General features: G+C 39.3%; 16 protein-coding genes and 2 riboswitches. Of the genes, 9 read left to right on the top strand and 7 right to left on the bottom strand.

Annotation, left to right across the window (positions count from 1 at the left end; translation table 11 throughout):
- Window positions 1–110: 110 nt before the first annotated feature.
- Complete coding sequence (locus tag HMPREF0519_RS07325; protein WP_003635129.1) at window positions 111–3,239, top strand: YfhO family protein; 3,129 nt, start codon at window positions 111–113, stop codon at window positions 3,237–3,239.
- 70 nt (window positions 3,240–3,309) lie between these two features.
- Window positions 3,310–3,759: a class Ib ribonucleoside-diphosphate reductase assembly flavoprotein NrdI gene (nrdI, locus tag HMPREF0519_RS07320; protein ID WP_003635128.1), complete on the top strand. Its 450-nt coding sequence runs from the start codon at window positions 3,310–3,312 to the stop codon at window positions 3,757–3,759.
- A 68-nt stretch (window positions 3,760–3,827) separates the two neighbouring features.
- Here the strand turns inward: nrdI and HMPREF0519_RS07315 are convergent, their stop codons facing one another.
- Both HMPREF0519_RS07315 and HMPREF0519_RS07310 read right to left on the bottom strand, forming a co-directional pair.
- Window positions 3,828–5,006 carry an MDR family MFS transporter gene (locus HMPREF0519_RS07315; RefSeq protein WP_081447198.1) on the bottom strand — a complete coding sequence of 393 codons (1,179 nt, stop codon included), beginning with the start codon at window positions 5,004–5,006 and terminating at the stop codon, window positions 3,828–3,830.
- A 199-nt stretch (window positions 5,007–5,205) separates the two neighbouring features.
- Window positions 5,206–5,979: an Ig-like domain-containing protein gene (locus HMPREF0519_RS07310; protein ID WP_003635125.1), complete on the bottom strand. Its 774-nt coding sequence runs from the start codon at window positions 5,977–5,979 to the stop codon at window positions 5,206–5,208.
- 372 nt (window positions 5,980–6,351) lie between these two features.
- Between HMPREF0519_RS07310 and zwf the strand changes: the two genes are divergently transcribed.
- Together zwf and gnd are read left to right on the top strand one after the other, a co-directional pair.
- Window positions 6,352–7,830: a glucose-6-phosphate dehydrogenase gene (gene zwf, locus HMPREF0519_RS07305; RefSeq protein WP_040472753.1), complete on the top strand. Its 1,479-nt coding sequence runs from the start codon at window positions 6,352–6,354 to the stop codon at window positions 7,828–7,830.
- A gap of 343 nt (window positions 7,831–8,173) precedes the next feature.
- Window positions 8,174–9,607, top strand: coding sequence for an NADP-dependent phosphogluconate dehydrogenase (gene gnd, locus HMPREF0519_RS07300; RefSeq protein ID WP_003635119.1), 1,434 nt, complete (start codon window positions 8,174–8,176; stop codon window positions 9,605–9,607).
- 97 nt (window positions 9,608–9,704) lie between these two features.
- Here the strand turns inward: gnd and thiE are convergent, their stop codons facing one another.
- Window positions 9,705–10,337: a thiamine phosphate synthase gene (gene thiE, locus HMPREF0519_RS07295; RefSeq protein WP_003558485.1), complete on the bottom strand. Its 633-nt coding sequence runs from the start codon at window positions 10,335–10,337 to the stop codon at window positions 9,705–9,707.
- A gap of 295 nt (window positions 10,338–10,632) precedes the next feature.
- Window positions 10,633–10,768, top strand: a riboswitch (TPP riboswitch).
- Window positions 10,769–10,908: 140 nt separating this feature from the next.
- Between thiE and thiS the strand changes: the two genes are divergently transcribed.
- Genes thiS through HMPREF0519_RS07275 form a run of 4 tightly spaced genes read left to right on the top strand, consistent with a single transcriptional unit; the run spans window position 10,909 to window position 13,793 of the window.
- The gene (gene thiS / locus HMPREF0519_RS07290; RefSeq protein WP_003558482.1) at window positions 10,909–11,103 is read left to right on the top strand and encodes a sulfur carrier protein ThiS; all 195 of its coding nucleotides are present in this window, start codon (window positions 10,909–10,911) and stop codon (window positions 11,101–11,103) included.
- Between the two features lie 16 nt (window positions 11,104–11,119).
- Window positions 11,120–11,764, top strand: a complete 645-nt coding sequence (gene thiF / locus HMPREF0519_RS07285; RefSeq protein WP_040472752.1) for a sulfur carrier protein ThiS adenylyltransferase ThiF — start codon at window positions 11,120–11,122, stop codon at window positions 11,762–11,764.
- Window positions 11,765–11,778: 14 nt separating this feature from the next.
- Entirely contained in the window at window positions 11,779–12,564 is a 786-nt protein-coding gene (locus HMPREF0519_RS07280) for a thiazole synthase (RefSeq protein WP_003558477.1), read from the top strand.
- 11 nt (window positions 12,565–12,575) lie between these two features.
- Window positions 12,576–13,793, top strand: coding sequence for a hydantoinase/carbamoylase family amidase (locus HMPREF0519_RS07275; protein ID WP_003635114.1), 1,218 nt, complete (start codon window positions 12,576–12,578; stop codon window positions 13,791–13,793).
- A 171-nt stretch (window positions 13,794–13,964) separates the two neighbouring features.
- Here the strand turns inward: HMPREF0519_RS07275 and lepB are convergent, their stop codons facing one another.
- The 3 genes from lepB to HMPREF0519_RS07260 form a co-directional block, all read right to left on the bottom strand.
- A complete protein-coding gene (gene lepB / locus HMPREF0519_RS07270) occupies window positions 13,965–14,561 on the bottom strand; it encodes a signal peptidase I (RefSeq protein ID WP_223801555.1) in 597 nt (198 codons plus the stop codon).
- A gap of 166 nt (window positions 14,562–14,727) precedes the next feature.
- On the bottom strand, window positions 14,728–14,976 hold the full coding sequence (locus HMPREF0519_RS07265; RefSeq protein WP_003553128.1) for a hypothetical protein: 249 nt from the start codon (window positions 14,974–14,976) through the stop codon (window positions 14,728–14,730).
- An 89-nt stretch (window positions 14,977–15,065) separates the two neighbouring features.
- The gene (locus tag HMPREF0519_RS07260; RefSeq protein ID WP_003558473.1) at window positions 15,066–15,443 is read right to left on the bottom strand and encodes a hypothetical protein; all 378 of its coding nucleotides are present in this window, start codon (window positions 15,441–15,443) and stop codon (window positions 15,066–15,068) included.
- Between the two features lie 70 nt (window positions 15,444–15,513).
- Between HMPREF0519_RS07260 and HMPREF0519_RS07255 the strand changes: the two genes are divergently transcribed.
- The gene (locus HMPREF0519_RS07255; RefSeq protein WP_003635111.1) at window positions 15,514–17,028 is read left to right on the top strand and encodes a multicopper oxidase family protein; all 1,515 of its coding nucleotides are present in this window, start codon (window positions 15,514–15,516) and stop codon (window positions 17,026–17,028) included.
- Between the two features lie 56 nt (window positions 17,029–17,084).
- Window positions 17,085–17,250, top strand: a riboswitch (M-box (ykoK) riboswitch).
- Between the two features lie 624 nt (window positions 17,251–17,874).
- On the opposite strand, the gene HMPREF0519_RS07250 is transcribed toward HMPREF0519_RS07255, so the two are convergent.
- On the bottom strand, window positions 17,875–19,176 hold the full coding sequence (locus HMPREF0519_RS07250; RefSeq protein ID WP_003635109.1) for a cation:dicarboxylate symporter family transporter: 1,302 nt from the start codon (window positions 19,174–19,176) through the stop codon (window positions 17,875–17,877).
- Window positions 19,177–19,254: the final 78 nt, after the last annotated feature.

The following is a 19,254-nucleotide window of genomic DNA, read 5'->3' as shown; positions in this document are numbered from 1 at the left end:
AAATTCAAGAGACTGGTACAAGACAATTTGTTTTGCAGACAGTCTCTTTGTATATCGGGGTCGTTTTTAATTTTTATAATGGCGAAGATATCTTCTAGGAGGATTTAAAATTGACAAAGCTATGGCGAAAAACACCGGCCTGGCTTACATACTCGGTGTTATTTACTGTGCTGACCGGCATCATTGCTGGCAGCTTACTTATGACTGGCCGATCGATGGTCTGGGAATTGGATGGATTTGCGCAGCATTACCCGATTTTGGTCCAACTTCGACATATGATTGCAACGTTTCTTTCCGATCCCAGTCGTGGATTCACACACTGGAGCTGGAGGATTAGTCTCGGAGCTGATCAGCTGACCAATCTTTCATACTATGTAATTGGTGATCTATTCAATTACTTGGTCATTCTATTTTCTAAAAATCATATCGAAATGGCATTTGAATTCCTGATTTTTTTAAGAATGTATGCCTCAGGTCTGTCTTTTATGCTTTACACCTCAACGTATAAGTTTAAAAAGATAAGTCGTGTCATCGGTGCCTTGGCCTATGCGTTTAATGGCTACGCGCTATCCACAGGCTTGCACCATCCCTTTTTCATCCTGCCATTAATTTTCTTCCCGTTACTTTGTTATGGCATCGATCGTATTATACTGAATAAATCTTGGATTCCACTTGCTTTAGCCGTCTTCTTAACACTATTTGCCAACTTTTACTTCGCTTGGATTTTGGCAATCGGCACGTTTATTTATCTCATTATTAGGGTACTGAGCCGCCGAAAAGCTGCTGACTTTCATTTTCTAAAGTCACTTGGTAAAATGGCTATTTCAGTTATTTTGGGGCTTGGTATGTCGGCCATTGTCTTCTTACCGACTGCTCTTTTTGCAACTAAATCAACCCGTATCCATCAAGCATTTGCCAATGGAATGGTTCTTTTCCCACCCGAATATTATCTAAAAATGCCAAGTGCCATTCTCCCAACAGGTCGCGCAATGAATTTTTGGTTGGTCATTGGTATCACCAGCCTATCTTTTCTAGGCGTTGTTTATACACTCAGGCATTTTAAAAAATATTTTTGGCAAAATGTCGGCTTGATCATTGCACTTATCGGCATTCTCATTCCCGCTTTCGGTGCCATCATGAATGCCATCTCAACGCCATCCAACCGGTGGTTCCTGCTTGCCAATATAATCTTTGGTTTGGCAACAATGGCGCTCATTGATAACTTGGATCAACTGACCAAAAATGATATCGCCTGGTTGACTGCTTCAGGTATTATTTTGGTTATCCTTATCTGGGCGACCAATGGGTTTATCCTTAACTTAAAAGCACACGATGCCATTTCGTATGGATATCTACTTTTAACAGTCATTGGCCTGCTAGTCATTTTCATTTTCAAATGGAAACCGTGGGTAAAAATCAGTCTTATTTTATGTATCTTTATACTAAATATCGCTTCAAATATTATCGGCATTTATAGCCCAAATGCAAGCAGCTTGGCTATTCAGCAACTAAACCGTGGTTTAGCAACCCGCTTCAGCAAAGATTATTATAATGGCGCACAACAATACATTAAAAAGCAACCCGGCTTCTTCCGAACATCCATGGCACCAAGATACCACTACAACGAGCATCTCCAAAATTTAGCCAACTATACAAACACTAATACTGACCTGTCAATTAACAGTGGGATTAATAATACGTCCGTGTATCTCACCCTTCAAAACGGCTACCTGGGAAAGTTCTCACGTTCGGTTGGCAACAGTCAATTTTCAATGAATACGCCAATTGCACAGGGAGATTACCGGACCGCTTTCAATAACCTAATAGGTGTGCAGTACATTTTTGCAAAGGCTAACACCAAGAAGCCACCAATGGTTCCATATGGTTACCACATCATAAAAAACGCCAATGGTCAGCCAAAAGTTTTCCAAGCTCAAGCCAGAGTTAACGCGGTTCCTGCTATCGAAAACATGGACGGCACGGTTATTTATAAAACAAATAACGCACTGCCGTTGGCCTACACACAATTTAAGACATTTTCGACCAATGCCTATAATCATCTGGACCCGGTTAACCGTGAACGTGTTATGACGCAGGGCGCAGTTGTTAGCCCTAAGAATAATAACAGCCCACTTACTTATCAATCAGCAAGTAAAAACTTAAAGTATCAAGTCCAAGTCGATCGATCCTCGTTTATTGACTCAGGCAAAAAACTAACGGCTTACCGTCTGGGCATTTTAGGCGATAAAGATCAAAAACAGGTTATTGAACAGCCGCACGCTCAGGTGAGTCTCGGAGCCAATCTTCAAAAGACAAAAGATTTACTGGCCACCAACAGAATGATTTATGAAAATAATCAGTACGAGAATCGCAACGGTCTTAGGAAGATGACAACCGATGTCACCGGCAAACCGCTTCAGTATTCTCTAAAAGTTAATAAGCCCAAGCAAACAAAGAATGCGGAATTATATTTAGTCCTTACCGGTATTAACCAAACCGATGGGTCAATTGCCGACCATAATAACTGGGCTGCCAATACGTTTTTACTTCAAAACAAACTTTACTCCAGACTCGGCAAGTTAAACGTTGCCCGACACAGTTTATTAACACCCACATTTGGTGGTTATAATTTTGATGCTTTTACCAACGTTTTTCACAACGGCTACGCGCAATACGACAATGACAATCTTTCAAATTACCGACAAATTGACAATATGGTATTAAACCTTGGTTACTCAACCAAATCGCGAAAACAGATTAAACTCAATTTCAACCTGGTTAAAAGCATTAAATTTAAATCCGTTAAATTAATTGCCATGCCGTTCAATAAATCCTACGATAACCAAATTCAAAAGCTTAAAAGAACCGGCCTTAATCACTTAAAGGTCTCAGATAATCAGGTAACGGGACAGTCTCACAATGGTTCTAACGGTACTTTGGTCACTTCAATTCCATATTCCAGCGGTTGGAAGTTACAAATCGACGGAAAACCCACAAACACGTTTGTCGTCAATAAAGGTTTCATTGGTGCAACGCTGCCTGCCGGTAATCATCAAATCAAACTTGTTTACACGACGCCCGGGCTTCAAATCAGTAAATGGATTTCCATTATCAGCTGGTTAATTATGATTCTGGCAATGCTTTTCGTAGGTTTTCGACTAGTACTGCCAAAAAAGAAAAACCGAGTAGCACACGTTGTCAACAAACAACCTTCAACGAGCCAGAAACCGCTTGATTAGTTGAATGGTAGTGGTTACAGTATATTATGTATGATTTTATTATGTCTTTATATACGAGGAGAGTGGCTTAATGACACCCATCAAAATTTTATTTATCTCAATTGAAGGAAATACCCGTTCTTTCATTAAGGATTTGACCAAATATGCAGTGGGGATGCATGATCAGGATTCAAGCAACCCACTTGTTATCAGCAAAGAAATCAGCGATCAATCTGATTTTGAAGATGAAAGCGACCCATTTTTCGCTTTTGTTCCAACTTATTTAGATGGCGGCAACGGTATTGACAATGGTGTTAAAGAGTTAATGACTAATACACTTGGCGAATACATTGCCTATGGCAAAAATGCTTCGCTGTGTCACGGTATTGTCGGCAGTGGCAATAAAAACTTTAATGAGCAATATTGCTTAACTGCCAAACGGTATGCGTCTCAATTTAATGTGCCTTTCCTAGCAGATTATGAACTGCGGGGAACCGGCCGTGACGTTGAACGAATTTATAAGTTGTTAGCAAAAAGTTAACTCAATAAGTACCAAAAAAGAAGCGGCTCGAAAATAATCGGGTCGCTTCTTTTTAGAATATTACTTTATCAATTAAACTGTTGATTAATCCTATTTCGCTTGTGATTCAAAATCATCAAAATAACTAGGAACACAATGATAATACCGGCGGCAAACGAGAAAAGTACGCCATAAGGCGCAAAATCTAAAAAGACACCACCAATTAGTGGACCGAGTGCCCTCCCAAAGGACATAAACAAATTATACATTCCTTGAAACTTCCCTCGTTGTTGCGGTGTTGATAAACTATCAATCCAAGCCGGAATACCCGGAAAGCCAATCATTTCGCCAATGGTTGTCACAACCATGACGATGATAAACGCATAATATTGCTTGGCAAAAATAAGGCCGATAAACGAAATTGCAAAGATAAAGACCCCAATGTAAGTTTGCATACTTAACTTAAAATGCTCACCAATCCGGTTAACGAACGGTTGCCCAAAGACAATCATCAACCCGTTCAACGTCCATAAAAGACTATAATTCTCAAATGGAATATGAAGGTTCGTCATGTGAACAGAAATGACACTTTCCCAGAGTGCGTATGATAGGTACACCCCCAAAACAACTCCGCAGATTGCCAGGATCATTGAACCAACATTGGTCTCGTGTGGTGCCCCAGGTTGAATCTTTTTTCCGGGAGCTCGTCGCTGCACCACAACATTGAAATCGATCAAGGTAATCACTAACAAAATAAAGTAAAAAATGGCGGCAACAATAAAAACGATTGTCACACCATGGGACAATAGGAAGCCAACCATTAAGGTTCCAATAACGATCCCCACGTTTTGACCAATATACAAGACATTAAAAATTGCTCGTGTTGACCGTGTCTTAATACTGGCCGCATAGGAATTCAGTAGTGTCATACAAGCACCATCCCCGAATCCTACAAATAGCAGCAGGATTGAAAACATTGGCCAACCATGAAAGAAGACCAGCCCGATAATTGCCGACATTGAAATGACAACACTGATAATTGCTGCCTTGTAGGGCGACCAGCGGTCAAATAAATAACCTCCAAGGTAATTTCCAATCATCATAAATACCGACATTACCAAAATAGTCATTCCGGCCAGCGTTAACGATTTATGAAGGTAATTATGCATGTAAACCGTTACCAGGGGCCACATGAATGCAGCACCCGCATTCAGGATTAATGAATATAAAATAACAGAGCTAAACCGAATTTCACTTCTCTTTGGCACATTATCCCTCCCCCCCTTGTTGATATAAAAATCTCCTCTCCCATTCTCTCACACCTTTTAGTGTTTCAGCAATTGGAAAGCCAAGAGATTTTCTTAAATCTATTTTTTAATTATCCTTAAAACGCATGTTCATTTCACAGACAAAAAAGAAGTTGAAACAAATTACTTTGTTTCAACTTCTTACTTTACGCGGCAAGTCTTATTTATTATTTACAAGTACAAACTTATAATAGTGATAAGGTGCATTACCATATTTAACTTTAAGGCCATTGTTAGCTTTATTAACAATAATAAAATGTGTATTGTCAGTAAATCTCAAATAGAATGCCTGAGTTGTTTTGCTACCACGTTCACGATAAGTAATTTTCCAAAATGCCTTACTATAAGTCGTTACTTTATAACTTGCGTAGTTGATCAACTTCTTTTGAAATTTACCATTTTTGTACAATGCTTGATTCAAACCAGTTGATTGACTGAATGTTGTCACAACGCGATAACCGTTGTTATTGCCTGAATACCACTTACCAGTTGGTTCGTTAATCGTTAATTTACTGCTGGAAGCGCTGGTTGAAGCAGTTGATTTTGAAGAGCTGCTTGAACTGGTGGCGTTGCTTGAACTAGTCGTTGTTGCTGTCGTTGTCTGAGGTGCCTTAACTGTAATAATCCGATAAAAGTATGATGTTGATGATTTACGGGCATAAACGTAAAGCTTTTGATTTGCCTTTAGGTTTGTGTGTAAATCAGCACTGAATTTACCAGTTTGACTATCAGCCGTTGAAGTTGCGATGGTATTCTTATTTGAGTTACGAACAATGATCGAAACACCTTTGGTTGCAGTTCCGGTTACACTTGATGACGTTGTGTAAACGTTATTGACGGAAAGCGATGGAGAACTAGCAGATGCTTTGAAACTAACTCCTAAAAAGAATGACGCAAGAACAGCAATGAACGCGATAAACTTGATTTTCTTCATTTACTTGTTACTCCCTAATGTTTAATTTGCAAAATACATTATAAGCGAAACCGAAAAAAAATCCGCTGTTTAGATCTGTATTTAGAGGATTCTTAATAAACAGGGAACCTATCACTTCTTCAAGTTATAATAACAAGTTATAATAATAGGTAGTTTTAAAAAAGAGCACTTTTTATTTCTCACAAACTAACTAATTCAGGTCGTTTTTCATGTTGTAAATAATTTTCAAAGTAAAAATGCTCATTCTGTAAATCTTTATCATTTACATTGTTAATTCCCTTTCGTTGCCGGCAGTTGTGTTATATAATGTTAGCGAAGTGGTATAGACAATATACCAAATTTTGCTTAGTTAATTTGATAGGAGTGAAAAAATTGCCAACTGAAAGACGTTCATTGATCATGCTATTCGGGGCAAACGGCGACCTTGCCGTTCGAAAACTTTATCCAGCTATGTTTAAACTTTTCGAAAAAGGAAACATCCGTGATCATTTTGCTGTAATTGGCTCATCACGATATAAGGTGGATGATGCTAAGTATCGAGATATGGTTACAAAATCTGTCGAAAAAGAATCCAGTAATAAAAAGATGATTGCTAACTTTGCCAGTCATTTCTATTTTGTTACTCATGACGTAACCGATCTATCTCATTATTCCGTCTTAAAAGATAAGGCCGATGAATTAGATAAAAAGTATAAACTAGAAGGAAATCGTGTCTTTTACATTTCAATGGCACCCAATTTCTTTGGAACAGTTGCTAAAAATATTAAGAATCAAGGATTGCTTTCCAATAATAGCGGCTTCAACCGCCTGGTTATTGAAAAACCATTTGGCAGAGATTTTGAATCAGCTAAAGAATTAAATGACGAACTAAGTAATGCTTTTGAAGAAAATCAAATTTTCCGAATTGATCATTATTTAGGTAAGGAAATGATTCAAAATATCGAAGCTATTCGCTTTGGTAACACCATTTTCGAAGCCCTTTGGAACAACCGTTATATCGATAACGTTCAGGTAACACTTGCTGAAAAGCTGGGTGTTGAGGAACGAGCCGGTTATTATGATAATTCAGGTGCTTTAAGAGATATGGTTCAAAACCATATTATGCAGATCGTTAGTTTACTTGCAATGGAGCAGCCGGTTGCATTCAAAGATACTGATATTCGTGCTGAAAAAGTTAAAGCATTACGCAGTCTTCGTGTTTACAATGTTGCCGAGGCATCAACTAACTTTGTTCGTGGTCAATACGGTGCAGTTGGTGAAAGCAAAGCTTATCGAAATGAAGATGGCGTGCCAAAGGACTCGAACACGGAAACTTTTGTTGCTGGAAAGCTTTTATTTGATAATTATCGTTGGTCAGGCACCCCATTCTATATCAGAACTGGTAAGGAACTTGCCGATAAGTTCACACGAGTTGATGTTGTTTTCAAAAAGCCGCTAGTTGATATTTTTTCCTTCCCTCAAAGTGGGAAAGCTTTACTTAACGCCAATGTTTTAACTATCTATATTGAACCAACTCAAGGATTCTCATTAGTTGTCAACGCTAAAAATAGTGAACAAGGATTCCATACGGAGCCGGTTAATTTGGAATTTCTCGAAGATTCCAAGCGAACAAAGGAAACACCGCAACCTTACGAACGTTTAATTCATGATGTTCTTAAAGGGGATGGCACGAACTTTGCCAGCTGGCCGGAAGTAGCAAGTGCATGGAAGTTTGTTGATCAAATTCGTCGAGTTTGGGATATTCAACAACCAATGTTCCCTAACTACATTCCTGGCTCAATGGGTCCGGTCTCTGCCGATGAGCTATTGGCTCGAGATCACAGAGAATGGATCTATAAATTGAATCAATAATCAAATAATCTTTATAATGTGACTTGAACATTTTTGTTCAGGTCTTTTTTTATTCCAAAAGATTCTGAAAAAAATTGCCAATTTATGAAAATAATTTCAGTTTGTTTGCCATATTTTGTAAACTGGTTTTCACCATAAACCCGCATTATTCATAGAGATTCAAAAAAATGTTTTTAGCATTATGAAAATGTTCGATTGTTTTGAAATGCTTTTTTTCACAAACTTATTATTAACATAAGGATATTGCCTATTCTAATGATATTTTATTTCACATTCTGCTTGTGCAATGGTAAACTAACTGTGTAGTATTGTAGTAATTTTTAATAGAAAAGGATGGTTTTAAATGTCTGATCAAAAAGCAAACATCGGTGTTGTTGGTATGGCCGTTATGGGTAAGAATCTTGCCCTTAACATCGAAAGCCGCGGTTACACGGTTGGAATCTTCAACCGTACCGGAGCTAAAACAGAAGCTGTTATAAAAGACCACGGAGACAAGAAGTTACTTCCAAGTTATTCAGTTGAAGACTTCGTTAAATCTCTTGAAACTCCTCGTAGAATCATTTTAATGGTTAAAGCTGGTAAACCAACTGATGCTGTTATTGATGAATTACTCCCACTCCTCGACAAAGGTGATGTCCTTATCGATGGTGGTAACACAAACTTCCATGACACAATGGCTCGTAATGCCCGTCTTGATAAATCAGGTATCAACTTTATCGGAATGGGTGTTTCCGGTGGTGAACTTGGTGCCCTTCAAGGTCCATCATTAATGCCTGGTGGTCAAAAAGAAGCTTATGATTTAGTTGAACCAATTCTTAAGCAAATCGCTGCCAAAGCCCCTGCCGATGGCGAACCATGTGTCACATATATTGGCCCTAATGGTGCTGGTCACTATGTTAAGATGGTCCACAACGGTATCGAATATGGTGATGAAGAGTTAATCGACGAAAGTTACAATATTTTAAGAAATCTTGCCGGTTATTCAGTTGATGATTTAGCTGACATCTTTAAAGAATGGAATAAAGGTGAGCTTGACAGTTACCTAATTGAAATCACTGCTGATATTTTGACTCATAAAGACGATATCGGTGATGACAAGACAAAGCCAATCGTTGATATGATTCTCGACCGTGGTGCCAACAAAGGTACTGGTAAGTGGAGTTCACAAGATGCTCTTGAAATTGGCATTGATCAATCGGTTATTACTGAGGCCGTTTATGCCCGATTCATTTCAATGATCAAGAAAGAACGTGTTGCAGCTTCCAAAGTACTCCCTAAGCCTAAGGGTGACATCGACTTCGACAAAAAGGAAATTGTTGAAAAAGTCCGTGAAGCTCTCTACTTTGGTAAAGTAATGAGTTACGCTCAAGGTTTTGCTCAATTGAAGGCCGCTTCAGATAGCTACAAGTGGAACATTAAACTTGGTGAAATGGCTAAGATTTGGAGAGCTGGTTGCATTATTCGTGCTCGCTTCTTACAAAACATTACCGATGCTTATGATAAAAACCCTGACCTTCAAAACTTACTTCTTGACCCATATTTTATTGATATCGCTAAGAAGTATCAAGAATCAGCTCGTGACGTGGTTGCTTTGGCTACCAAAGCCGGCGTACCAGTTCCATCACTTGCTGCAGCTGTTTCATACTACGATTCATATCGTTCAGAAGTTGTTCCTGCAAACCTCTTGCAAGCACAACGTGATTACTTCGGTGCTCACACTTTTGAACGTGTTGACCGCCCAGGTAATTTCCATTACACTTGGTACAAAGAACAATAAAACGTGCAAAATGATCTTTATTTGATCATTAGCCTAAAAGGATGCCGAATGAATTAATCGGCATCCTTTTTGATACTAAATTTAGATATTCAAAATCCTATCCAATGGCCTCCTCAACTGCATTCAATAATTCTCGTGTTGTTGCCTTCGCATTTTTGGCCTGCATAATGGCAGAAACAACTGCAACTCCATCAACATGGGCCGGTTCAATTGCTTGAATATTGTGAGCCTTTAACCCACCAATTGCATAAATCGGAATATTAACAACTTCCTTAATTTTTCCCAATGTCTCAATACTAGTATGAACCGTCTTTACATGAGTTTGAGTTGGAAAGATGGCCCCTACGCCTAAATAATCTGCCCCTTGCTCTTCTGCAAACTTAGCCTGTTTAAGTGTTTTTGTCGTTGCACCGATGATTTTTTTGTTCCCCAAAATTCGCCGGGCAACTTCAACCGGCAAATCACTTTGTCCTAAATGAACACCTGCTGCATCAACAGCCTGAGCAATATCCAAACGATCATCAATAATTAATGGTACTCGATGTCGATCTGCAATATCTTTTACCTTAACAGCCCACTCATAAATATCACGGCTTGATCGGTTTTTTTCACGTAATTGCAACAAACTGACGCCGGATTCGCAGGCAAGATCAATTTGTTGTAAAAAATCTTCATCATTTAAATTTGTATGGTCGGTTACCAAGTACAATGGCCGGTTTGTCACTTTCATGGATGATTCCTCCAAATTTACTTTTGTGTATGCTTTATTTATATGTTCGAAAAAAGTCTACCTAACTTAATCATCATTTGCAAATTAATGATTGTTGTTATCCACGGTTTCGTAAACATTTTTAAAACGACTCAAAGCAACGCCACTCCATATAAGAGATCGATTCGAAAAATCCAAAAACGGGATTTCCCAAATCAACGTCTTATACTCCGAGTATTATCCGCTTTGCTCCGCACACTTGACTTTTATTAATGAAACAGCTATAAATAGTACATGAGCTAGTAAGCTTAATTAAATATTTCGTCTGGGGTGCCTGAACGTGTCTAAGTAAATGATTAAGATCATTTATTACCACGTTCGAAAGGCTGAGATAATACCCATCGAACCTGATGCAGTTTGTACTGTCGAAGGAAGAGCGAACCGGAAAATTGATTTTAAATTTGGATTCCGAGATCTTCTTTTAACAGAAAAGAAGATCTTTTTTCTTTTTCTGTTAGAACCTCTTTGGATTCCAAGTCCGCCAGTCTTGGTCCCCTTCCTTCGAGCAATCACGAAGAAAGGGGCTTTTATTATGGTGACAGTTAATGGTCAAGAAGAAGACGTTGCCGGTCAAACCGTCATTGACTTTCTCAAGAAGCGAAACGTACCAATTGAAAATATCGTCGTTGAGCGAAACGGCGACATTGTTCACCGAGCGCAATTCGATAAGGTCAAGCTTGAGTCCGGCGACAAAGTCGAACTAATCTCATTCGTTGGTGGCGGCTAGAGGAGGAAACGCAAAAATGGAAGCAGAAGTTCAGGGACAGCGTTACAAAGACGTCTATGATGGCATGAAAGAGCGAAATGTTAAAGACTCAACCGATAAATTAGCTGCTGCTCATGTCACAATTGCCGGTTCAGGTGGACTTGGTTCATACATCGCCATCGCATTAACCAGAATTGGTGTCGGTCATTTAAAATTAATTGATTTTGACTTCGTTGAATTGAGCAATTTAAATCGTCAACAATTCAAATTAAGCCAGGTTGATATGCCGAAAGTTGTTGCAATGAAGCAAAATTTACAGGAATTCAATCCATTTATTGATATTCAAACGGCTCAGGTTAAGGTTACCCACGATAATGTCAAAGACTTATTTGAAAGTGCCGATATTATCTGTGAAGCATTCGACAATCCGGCTGCAAAAGCCATGTTATTGGATGCTGCATCCGAGTTTTATCCCGACAAGCCATTAGTTATGGGAACCGGGATGGCCGGGATTCACAGTTCAAATACCATTACCACCAAGCATCCCCGCCCTAATCTTTACATTGCCGGTGATGGCACAACCAAAGGTGACGAAGGTCTAATGGCACCTCGGGTCATGATTTGCGCAGGACACGAAGCTAATATGATTACACGTTTAATTTTAGGACAAACAGAAATTTAGGGAGGACTATTATTATGTCAGCATCCATTCAAGACAAAGATGAATTAGTTATCGGCGGTCATAAATTTACGTCCCGTTTTATTCTTGGCTCGGGAAAATATTCCTATGACTTGATTGATTCGGCCATTAACAATGCAAAAGCTCAAATCATTACGATGGCACTTCGCCAGAACACAACAGGATCAGAAAATATTTTGAATTTTATTCCCGAAAATATCACTATTTTACCTAATACTTCCGGTTCGACAACCGCCGAAGAAGCTATTCGAACGGCACGAATTGCCCGCGAATTAAGTGGTAGTAACTTTATCAAGGTTGAAGTTGTACCTGATAAAAAATACTTGATGCCGGATAATCACGAAACCCTGAAGGCAACCGCGATTCTGGCAAAGGAAGGCTTCATCGTGATGCCTTATATATTGCCGGACTTAAACGCAGCCCGACACTTAGTTGATGCCGGAGCGGCCACCATCATGCCGTTAGCTGCTCCGATCGGCACGAATAAAGGGCTTTCAACAAAGGACCTTATTCAAATCCTGGTAGACGAAATTGACGTTCCAGTCATTGTAGATGCCGGAATTGGTCGACCGAGCCAAGCCGCAGAAGCAATGGAAATGGGTGTTTCAGCTGTCATGGCCAACACGTCGATGGCAACCGCCGGTAATATCCCACTTATGGCGGAGGCCTTCAAATTGGCAATCGAAGCCGGTCGAAAGGCCTATCTCGCAAAACCAGGCCGGATTATCGAACACGGCGCAGTTGCTTCATCACCATTAGCCGGCGTCAGCACTGCTAAATAGAAGGTGAAAAAATGCCAATCAAAACTGACCAATTAAACAACCGTTTGACGACTATTAATCAATTCTCTAAAAATGAAGTTGGTCAAAACCGTTTGGTGTACTCGCCTAATTGGGTTAAGGGACAAAAGCAGCTTATTTCTTGGGGCAATCAGGCTGAAATGACTATAACCGTTGACACCTATGGCACTGTCTATTTGGATGTCATTGGTTCACAATCGCCTGACATTATTATTGCAACGGGATCACACATGGATACGGTTGCTCATGGTGGGCCATATGATGGCCTATATGGCGTTATTGGCGGTCTTCAAGCCATTCTGAACCTCGTTCGTACATTTGATCAACCCAAGAAGACATTACGCCTCATCTCATTCAGTGAGGAAGAAGGCAGTCGTTTTCCAGCAACGTTTTCCGGTTCAAAACACTATGCAAGGATCCAAAACGTAACTGGAATTAAGGATCAATCCGGCATCGCTTTTGACACAGCTCGCCAAAAAGCCGTTTCTAAGTTAAAAGAAGCGGCTGATGAAATGGGGTTGCCCAATATCCCCTCAACATTTACAGAACTTCATATTGAACAAGGACCTCGTCTGATTGAGTCACACTGTCAAATCGGCTTGGTAACCTCAATTGTTGGTCAACGACGCTTTACCGTAACAGTAAACGGCATCGCCAATCATGCGGGGACAACACCGATGACCGACCGCCTCGATGCTCTTCAAATCGCGATTGTTTTAATTAGCCACCTTAAAGCTATTGCGGCAGAAATCAGTCCACAGCTCACGTTCACAGTTGGCGAATGCCATGTCTGGCCAAATACATCAAATGTTATTCCTGGGAAAGTAATATTTAGTATTGATACCCGTCATGTCAGTGATACCACTTTGAATCTTTTTGAAAACAGGCTAAGAGATGAAGCACAAAAAGCTTCAAACTCACCCGTGTCGATTACTGTAAACCGCTGGGTAGCTGACCACCCCACACAACTTGATAACGGAATGTTGACCAGAAATAAGCAATTAGCAAATAACCTTGGTATCAGTTATCAAACACTTGCTTCGGGAGCTGGTCATGACAGCGAAATCATGAGTAAAGTAACTAAGACGACTATGATTTTTGTTCCGAGTATTGACGGTATCAGTCATGCACCACAGGAAAATACGTCTGATACCGATTTGCATACTGGCGTAAAATTACTTCAAGAAAGTCTAAGAGAACAGGCATACTAACTTGTGAGACGTATTGACTTGATTACTTCTAAAAAATGTTCGTAGAATAAGCCACACTTTTCTTTCTAAGATAATAAAAACCAAGTTCGATTAATGAGCATCAAACTAGCGATGGAAAAACTCATTTGATAGCTCAATCGAACTTGGTTTTTATATTGACAGCGTCAAAAATTAGTTTGAACCAGCGAGTGAGTCAGTCGAATGATTCACTTTACCGGCATTCTTGTCGAATGGAACAGTCTTAACAACACCTAGTACCTTGTCTTTGTCAACAAAGCCCCAGTATCGACTGTCGTTTGAAACAGAACGATGATCACCGAGTACAAAATATTTGTTTCGAGGAACTTTCACGGAATTTTGATCTTTCGTCCAATGCGTTGACAAACTTTGAAGATTCCAATTACCCGTCCCGGTACTTCGCTGATATTGACTAATATAGCTTTGATTTAGCGGTTGATTATTGACATAGATCGTACCATTATTGCTGCTGACGGTATCACCGGGAAGACCAATCACTCGTTTGACATAATAATCAGTGCTTGCCTTGGCCTCTGGATCTTCGCCGTGAGCGTTAAAAATAATGACAGCGTTTCGACGAATTGGTAATGTTTTGAAAACGCCCACCACTTCAGCATTCTGTAAGTTTGGCTGCATTGAAGTCCCTTTAATAAAACTGGCACTCACAAAGTATTGGCGAACAGCAAAACCGATTAATAATCCCATCGCAATTGGGAACACCCAGCTAAAAATCTTTTTAAGTATTTTCAAATTGCCCTCCAATAAAAACGTTTATTAATCCTGTAAAGATTAATTTCATAGTATCACGTTCTTTAATTAAGGTTGTTTAAGATTCATCTAAGTCGTAAAAAGACTAAAGATAAAAGCAGTTTGCTTTTACCTTCAGTCTTTTTTATGTCAGACACGTCACTACTATCTATTCGTAATGGGTACCGCGTAGTCGATCCAACGTTTCTTTCTTCAAGTAGTAAGGAGTCACTCCATCATCAATGGCTTTATCCAGTAACCCCTGTGCCTGTTTACGAGCAACGATAGTAGGTACCTTTATAGAAAGAACCGATTTATTAATCAGCATCTGATGAACATCCAAATTAGTTTTGGTTTTAAACCTTAATTTGGGTTCAGCCTTTGTTTCCTTTGAATGATTGCTTTTTTCCTTAGCCATGAAGATCCCTCCTCACCATTAATCGAAATAAAAGAATTAGTCGTTACCTTTATCATAGCAAATCGCTCAATAAAAGTATATTTAGATGACTAGTCTCTAACGGGAACTTTATTAAACTTGTCTTGATACCATTCTTCCCAAGTACCGGAAATCAAATTTCCGTTGTCGTAATACTCAGGATTGATCACTGAAATGACGTGTTTGAGGTCACCGCCGCATTCCTTATAAAGCTCATCACGAAGCTCATCAGGAGTAAACGATCGATTTTCGAAAATGAAGTGGTTAATGTCAGCCAGATAATAATCTACTTTATACATGGAAAGAATCTCCAAATTATTTTTCTTCAAACGTGGTAAATAAAAATCAACGAAATCTTTAATTGCCTTCATTGTTGCTGTCTCATTCAATTTATCGATAGTAACTGTTTCTGCCACGATAGCACCTCCTCTTATTCCATTATGCCACATTTCCGTCTTCAATGATCAACCAAAGTAGTATGATTGAGATGGATCTAAAATAACAAAGGATGCGAATAACATGGCAGATAGAAAAGTTTATACCGATTATTTCTTCGACGAACCTGCATTTAATACTCATGATGGTGGTTATGTGCCCCTCAAGGAGCCTGATACTCCACAGGAAAAATTGAAGATCCCGGCGTTATTGAAACCCGATAAAGAGACAGACACCGATATGTATTATACGGTGATTGCTCAAACTGGCGAAACCCAGTTATTGCCAGGCGCAAAAACCAAAACTTGGGGATATAATGCCAGCATATTAGGTCAAACAATTGTTTTTAAAGATGGTAAAAATATTCACATTACATTAAAAAACGAATTACCCGAATTAACAACCTTCCATTGGCATGGACTAAATGTGCCAGGACCAATCACAGATGGTGGCTGCCACGCACCCGTTTATCCGGGAGAAAGTACTCAAATTAATTTTAAGTGTAATCAAGTAGCCGCAACGTTATGGTTACACGCACATCCATGTCCAGCGACAGCTCAACACGTCTGGAAGGGATTAGCCACTACCGTGATTGTTCAAGACCAAACCGAAAGCCAGCTGCCATTCCCAAGAAACTATGGTGTTAACGACATTCCTTTGGTTCTTCAAGACCGCAATTTCCATGAAAATAATCAACTCGATTATATGGCAGATTATGATCCAGATGGCATTCAGGGACCGACTCCAATGATCAATGGGACAATCAATCCATATTTCGATGTCACAACTCAACGGCTTCGTTTACGTATTTTGGATGGTGCTAATAGACGTGAATGGCGGTTGCATTTTAGTGATGATTTAAAATTCACCCAAATTGCTTCTGATGGTGGTGTCTTACCGGAACCTATCGATTTTACCCATTTAATGTTAACTTGTGCGGAAAGAGCGGAAATTATCGTTGATTTTAGAGGATACAAACCTGGTGATGAAGTCACATTGTATTCTGACGATGTGCCACTTGTTCGTTTTAGAATTCATCAGTTTGCAAAAGACGATACGACACTGCCTGATCACCTAGTAGACATTCCTGATCCAGACATCACACCAAATACAAAAATCCATCAAGTTGTTATGGCCGGAATGGACGAAGAAGTTGAAATTAATAGTAAAAAGTTTGATATGCAGCGAATTGATGACAAACAAAAGGTTGGCAGCGTTGAATACTGGGACGTCAGTAACACCAATGATAAAACAGGTGGAATGATTCATCCTTATCATATGCACGCAACTCAATTTAGAATTGTTTCTAGAAATGGTCATGAACCCTATCCAAATGAACATGGATTAAAGGATACAGTTGGTGTTAACCCAGGTGAAACTGTTCGATTGAAAGTTTGGTTCGACAAACTGGGTGTCTTTATGAACCATTGTCACATCCTTGAACATGAAGATGGCGGCATGATGGCACAATTTGAGGTTTATGATCCTGATCATCCAAAGACTTACAAGTTAATGGATATGGATACGTTAATGACCGCTTTCGCAAAAGAAAGAGGCGTTAAGAAGGAAGAGTTAAACATTCCTGGCATGCATATGTAGTTAATTCTTGCATTGCTGAGAGGTGTATGATAGCATACTAGTTGGAATGAAAATCGAATAGAAGCTGTTAGGTGAGGCTCCTATGTGAAAAATGCTACTGCTCAGAAACGTCGAAAAACGCCAATGAGTCAGCTGTTCTAGTCAAAGTAAGGCTTGAACTAACGTAGCTGTTATTGAATAACTACATCACATAGTGCTAAAGCTCAACGACTGGCTAAAGCTTTATTTAAGTGTCCAGTCGTTCAGCGACTGGACACTTTTCATTCTAAAAAATGAGTTTAAGAGGTGAGATTTATGACAACTGAATTTATAGATCCTGGAGCGACGAAACACCAGTCTACCAAGGGAAGACCGGTTGTGATAGTATCTCTCTCGCGGATTAGATTCTAAAAAATCCCAACGAGAAATTGTTACAATCGATTTTCCCAAAGAAAGCAAAATTTGACATATCTAAACGTCTTATTTCTTGATTCTAAGGCTTTAATGCCACATGCGTCACAAGAAAATTCTCGTTCTCGTTTGTTTAGGTATTTCAACACTTTTGGGAATTCGATTAACACAATTTCTCAGTGGTTTTGGACATTTAGGTACTAACGTACTTGTGTCCAATCGGCTGAACGTGGCCGAAAAACGCTTCACCTTTTAGGAAACTATTTGGGGAGAATGACATTAATCGTGATATATTGCCAACACATAAATACGGTAATAATAGTAATTATGAGGGGATAACCTCCAAGAATCCGGCGGAAGCTAATTCTTGAAAAATGACTGCTATCTTACTGGATAATAAAATTATAAAGCCACCAACGTAAATTCGTTGGTGGCTTTTTTTGCATCTTCATTAGCTCAATTCAAATGTTCAGCTTTAGGATTAGGCCGCTTGAACTGTGAAATATAATTTTCTGATTTCTGTTCATCAAATTCGTTTTCCGATTTTCCAATAACAACTGTCGCAAGTGAATTACCAACGACATTAACAGCCGTTCGTCCCATATCAACAATTCGATCAATGCCGGCAATGAACGTTAATCCACTCATCGGTACACCGATCGTTGAGATGGTTGCCAACAGCACGACAAAGGATGCACCAGGAACCCCAGCCATTCCTTTAGAGGTGATCATAAGGACAACCAGAAGTGTCACTTGTTGCCCAATGGATAGATGTATACCATATGCCTGTGCTAAGAACAACGCGGCCAGAGATTGATAAATAGCCGAACCGTCTAAGTTGAATGTGTAACCGGTAGGAATAACAAAAGAAACAATCCCTTGATTTGTCCCAAATTTATCCATTTTTTCAATCATTTTTGGTAATACCGCTTCTGAACTAGCCGTTGAAAACGCAAGTACAATTTCATTTTTAATAACTCTAAGCAAGTCAGAAATTCGAAATTTAAAGAGTCTGGCCACAATACCCATCACGACTAGCACAAAAATAATCATCGTTAAGTATGTAATAATCACAAAATAACCGAGCGGTATTAGCGCACTTATCCCCATTTCGGCTAATGCAACCCCGATCAAAGCACAAACACCAACTGGTGCTGCATGCATAACCCAATTAGTCACTTTAAACATCACTTCTTGAACAGCTTGAAGAAAGTCAATTAAGATCTTTCCTTTTTCACCAATGGCAGCTATACCAAGCCCAAAGAAAACGGAGAAGAAAATAACTGGCATCATGTTACCACTTGCCAATGAGCTAAAAATATTGGTAGGAATAATTCCTAATAGTGTATCCCAAAGTCCAGTATGTTTTGCCGATTTAGCGGTTGCCATATACTGACTAATATCGGATCCGTGAAGTGAATGAATATCAATCATCGTACCAGGATGCAGGACATTTGCAACAATCATTCCCAAAGCAATAGCGACCGTTGTCATTAATTCAAAATAAATTAAGGTTTTCAGGCCCACTCTCCCCAACTTCTTAATGTCTCCTATACTAGCAATTCCCACTGTTAAGCAAGAAACCACAATTGGTAAAACAATCATTTGAATAAGACTGATAAACATTGTCCCAATATTTTGCATCGTTGTAATTGCAACTTGATTTTTATAAAAAATAATGCCAAATACGATTCCCAATACCAGACCAATAAGGATTTGCCATCCCAAAGTGAGACGATACGATTTATAACGCTTCATGATTTCACCTTTTTCCAAATAGTTTCACTTTCTCAATATATAACAAAGACCTTCGATAGTAAATAACTATCGAAGGTC

The sequence above is a fragment of the Lentilactobacillus hilgardii DSM 20176 = ATCC 8290 genome (assembly GCF_000159315.1).
Lineage (GTDB): Bacteria > Bacillota > Bacilli > Lactobacillales > Lactobacillaceae > Lentilactobacillus > Lentilactobacillus hilgardii.
Note: the sequence above shows the minus strand (reverse complement) of the source record. Positions and strands in the feature narration are given on the sequence as shown.

What these genes read in the sequence shown, in the direction of transcription:
- nrdI (WP_003635128.1), top strand. Translation starts at nt 3,310, where the DNA reads ATGACACCCATCAAAATTTTATTTATCTCAATTGAAGGAAATACCCGT.
- HMPREF0519_RS07310 (WP_003635125.1), bottom strand. Translation starts at nt 5,979, where the DNA reads ATGAAGAAAATCAAGTTTATCGCGTTCATTGCTGTTCTTGCGTCATTC.
- gnd (WP_003635119.1), top strand. Translation starts at nt 8,174, where the DNA reads ATGTCTGATCAAAAAGCAAACATCGGTGTTGTTGGTATGGCCGTTATG.
- thiE (WP_003558485.1), bottom strand. Translation starts at nt 10,337, where the DNA reads ATGAAAGTGACAAACCGGCCATTGTACTTGGTAACCGACCATACAAAT.
- thiS (WP_003558482.1), top strand. Translation starts at nt 10,909, where the DNA reads ATGGTGACAGTTAATGGTCAAGAAGAAGACGTTGCCGGTCAAACCGTC.
- thiF (WP_040472752.1), top strand. Translation starts at nt 11,120, where the DNA reads ATGGAAGCAGAAGTTCAGGGACAGCGTTACAAAGACGTCTATGATGGC.
- HMPREF0519_RS07280 (WP_003558477.1), top strand. Translation starts at nt 11,779, where the DNA reads ATGTCAGCATCCATTCAAGACAAAGATGAATTAGTTATCGGCGGTCAT.
- HMPREF0519_RS07275 (WP_003635114.1), top strand. Translation starts at nt 12,576, where the DNA reads ATGCCAATCAAAACTGACCAATTAAACAACCGTTTGACGACTATTAAT.
- HMPREF0519_RS07265 (WP_003553128.1), bottom strand. Translation starts at nt 14,976, where the DNA reads ATGGCTAAGGAAAAAAGCAATCATTCAAAGGAAACAAAGGCTGAACCC.
- HMPREF0519_RS07260 (WP_003558473.1), bottom strand. Translation starts at nt 15,443, where the DNA reads ATGTGGCATAATGGAATAAGAGGAGGTGCTATCGTGGCAGAAACAGTT.
- HMPREF0519_RS07255 (WP_003635111.1), top strand. Translation starts at nt 15,514, where the DNA reads ATGGCAGATAGAAAAGTTTATACCGATTATTTCTTCGACGAACCTGCA.
- HMPREF0519_RS07250 (WP_003635109.1), bottom strand. Translation starts at nt 19,176, where the DNA reads ATGAAGCGTTATAAATCGTATCGTCTCACTTTGGGATGGCAAATCCTT.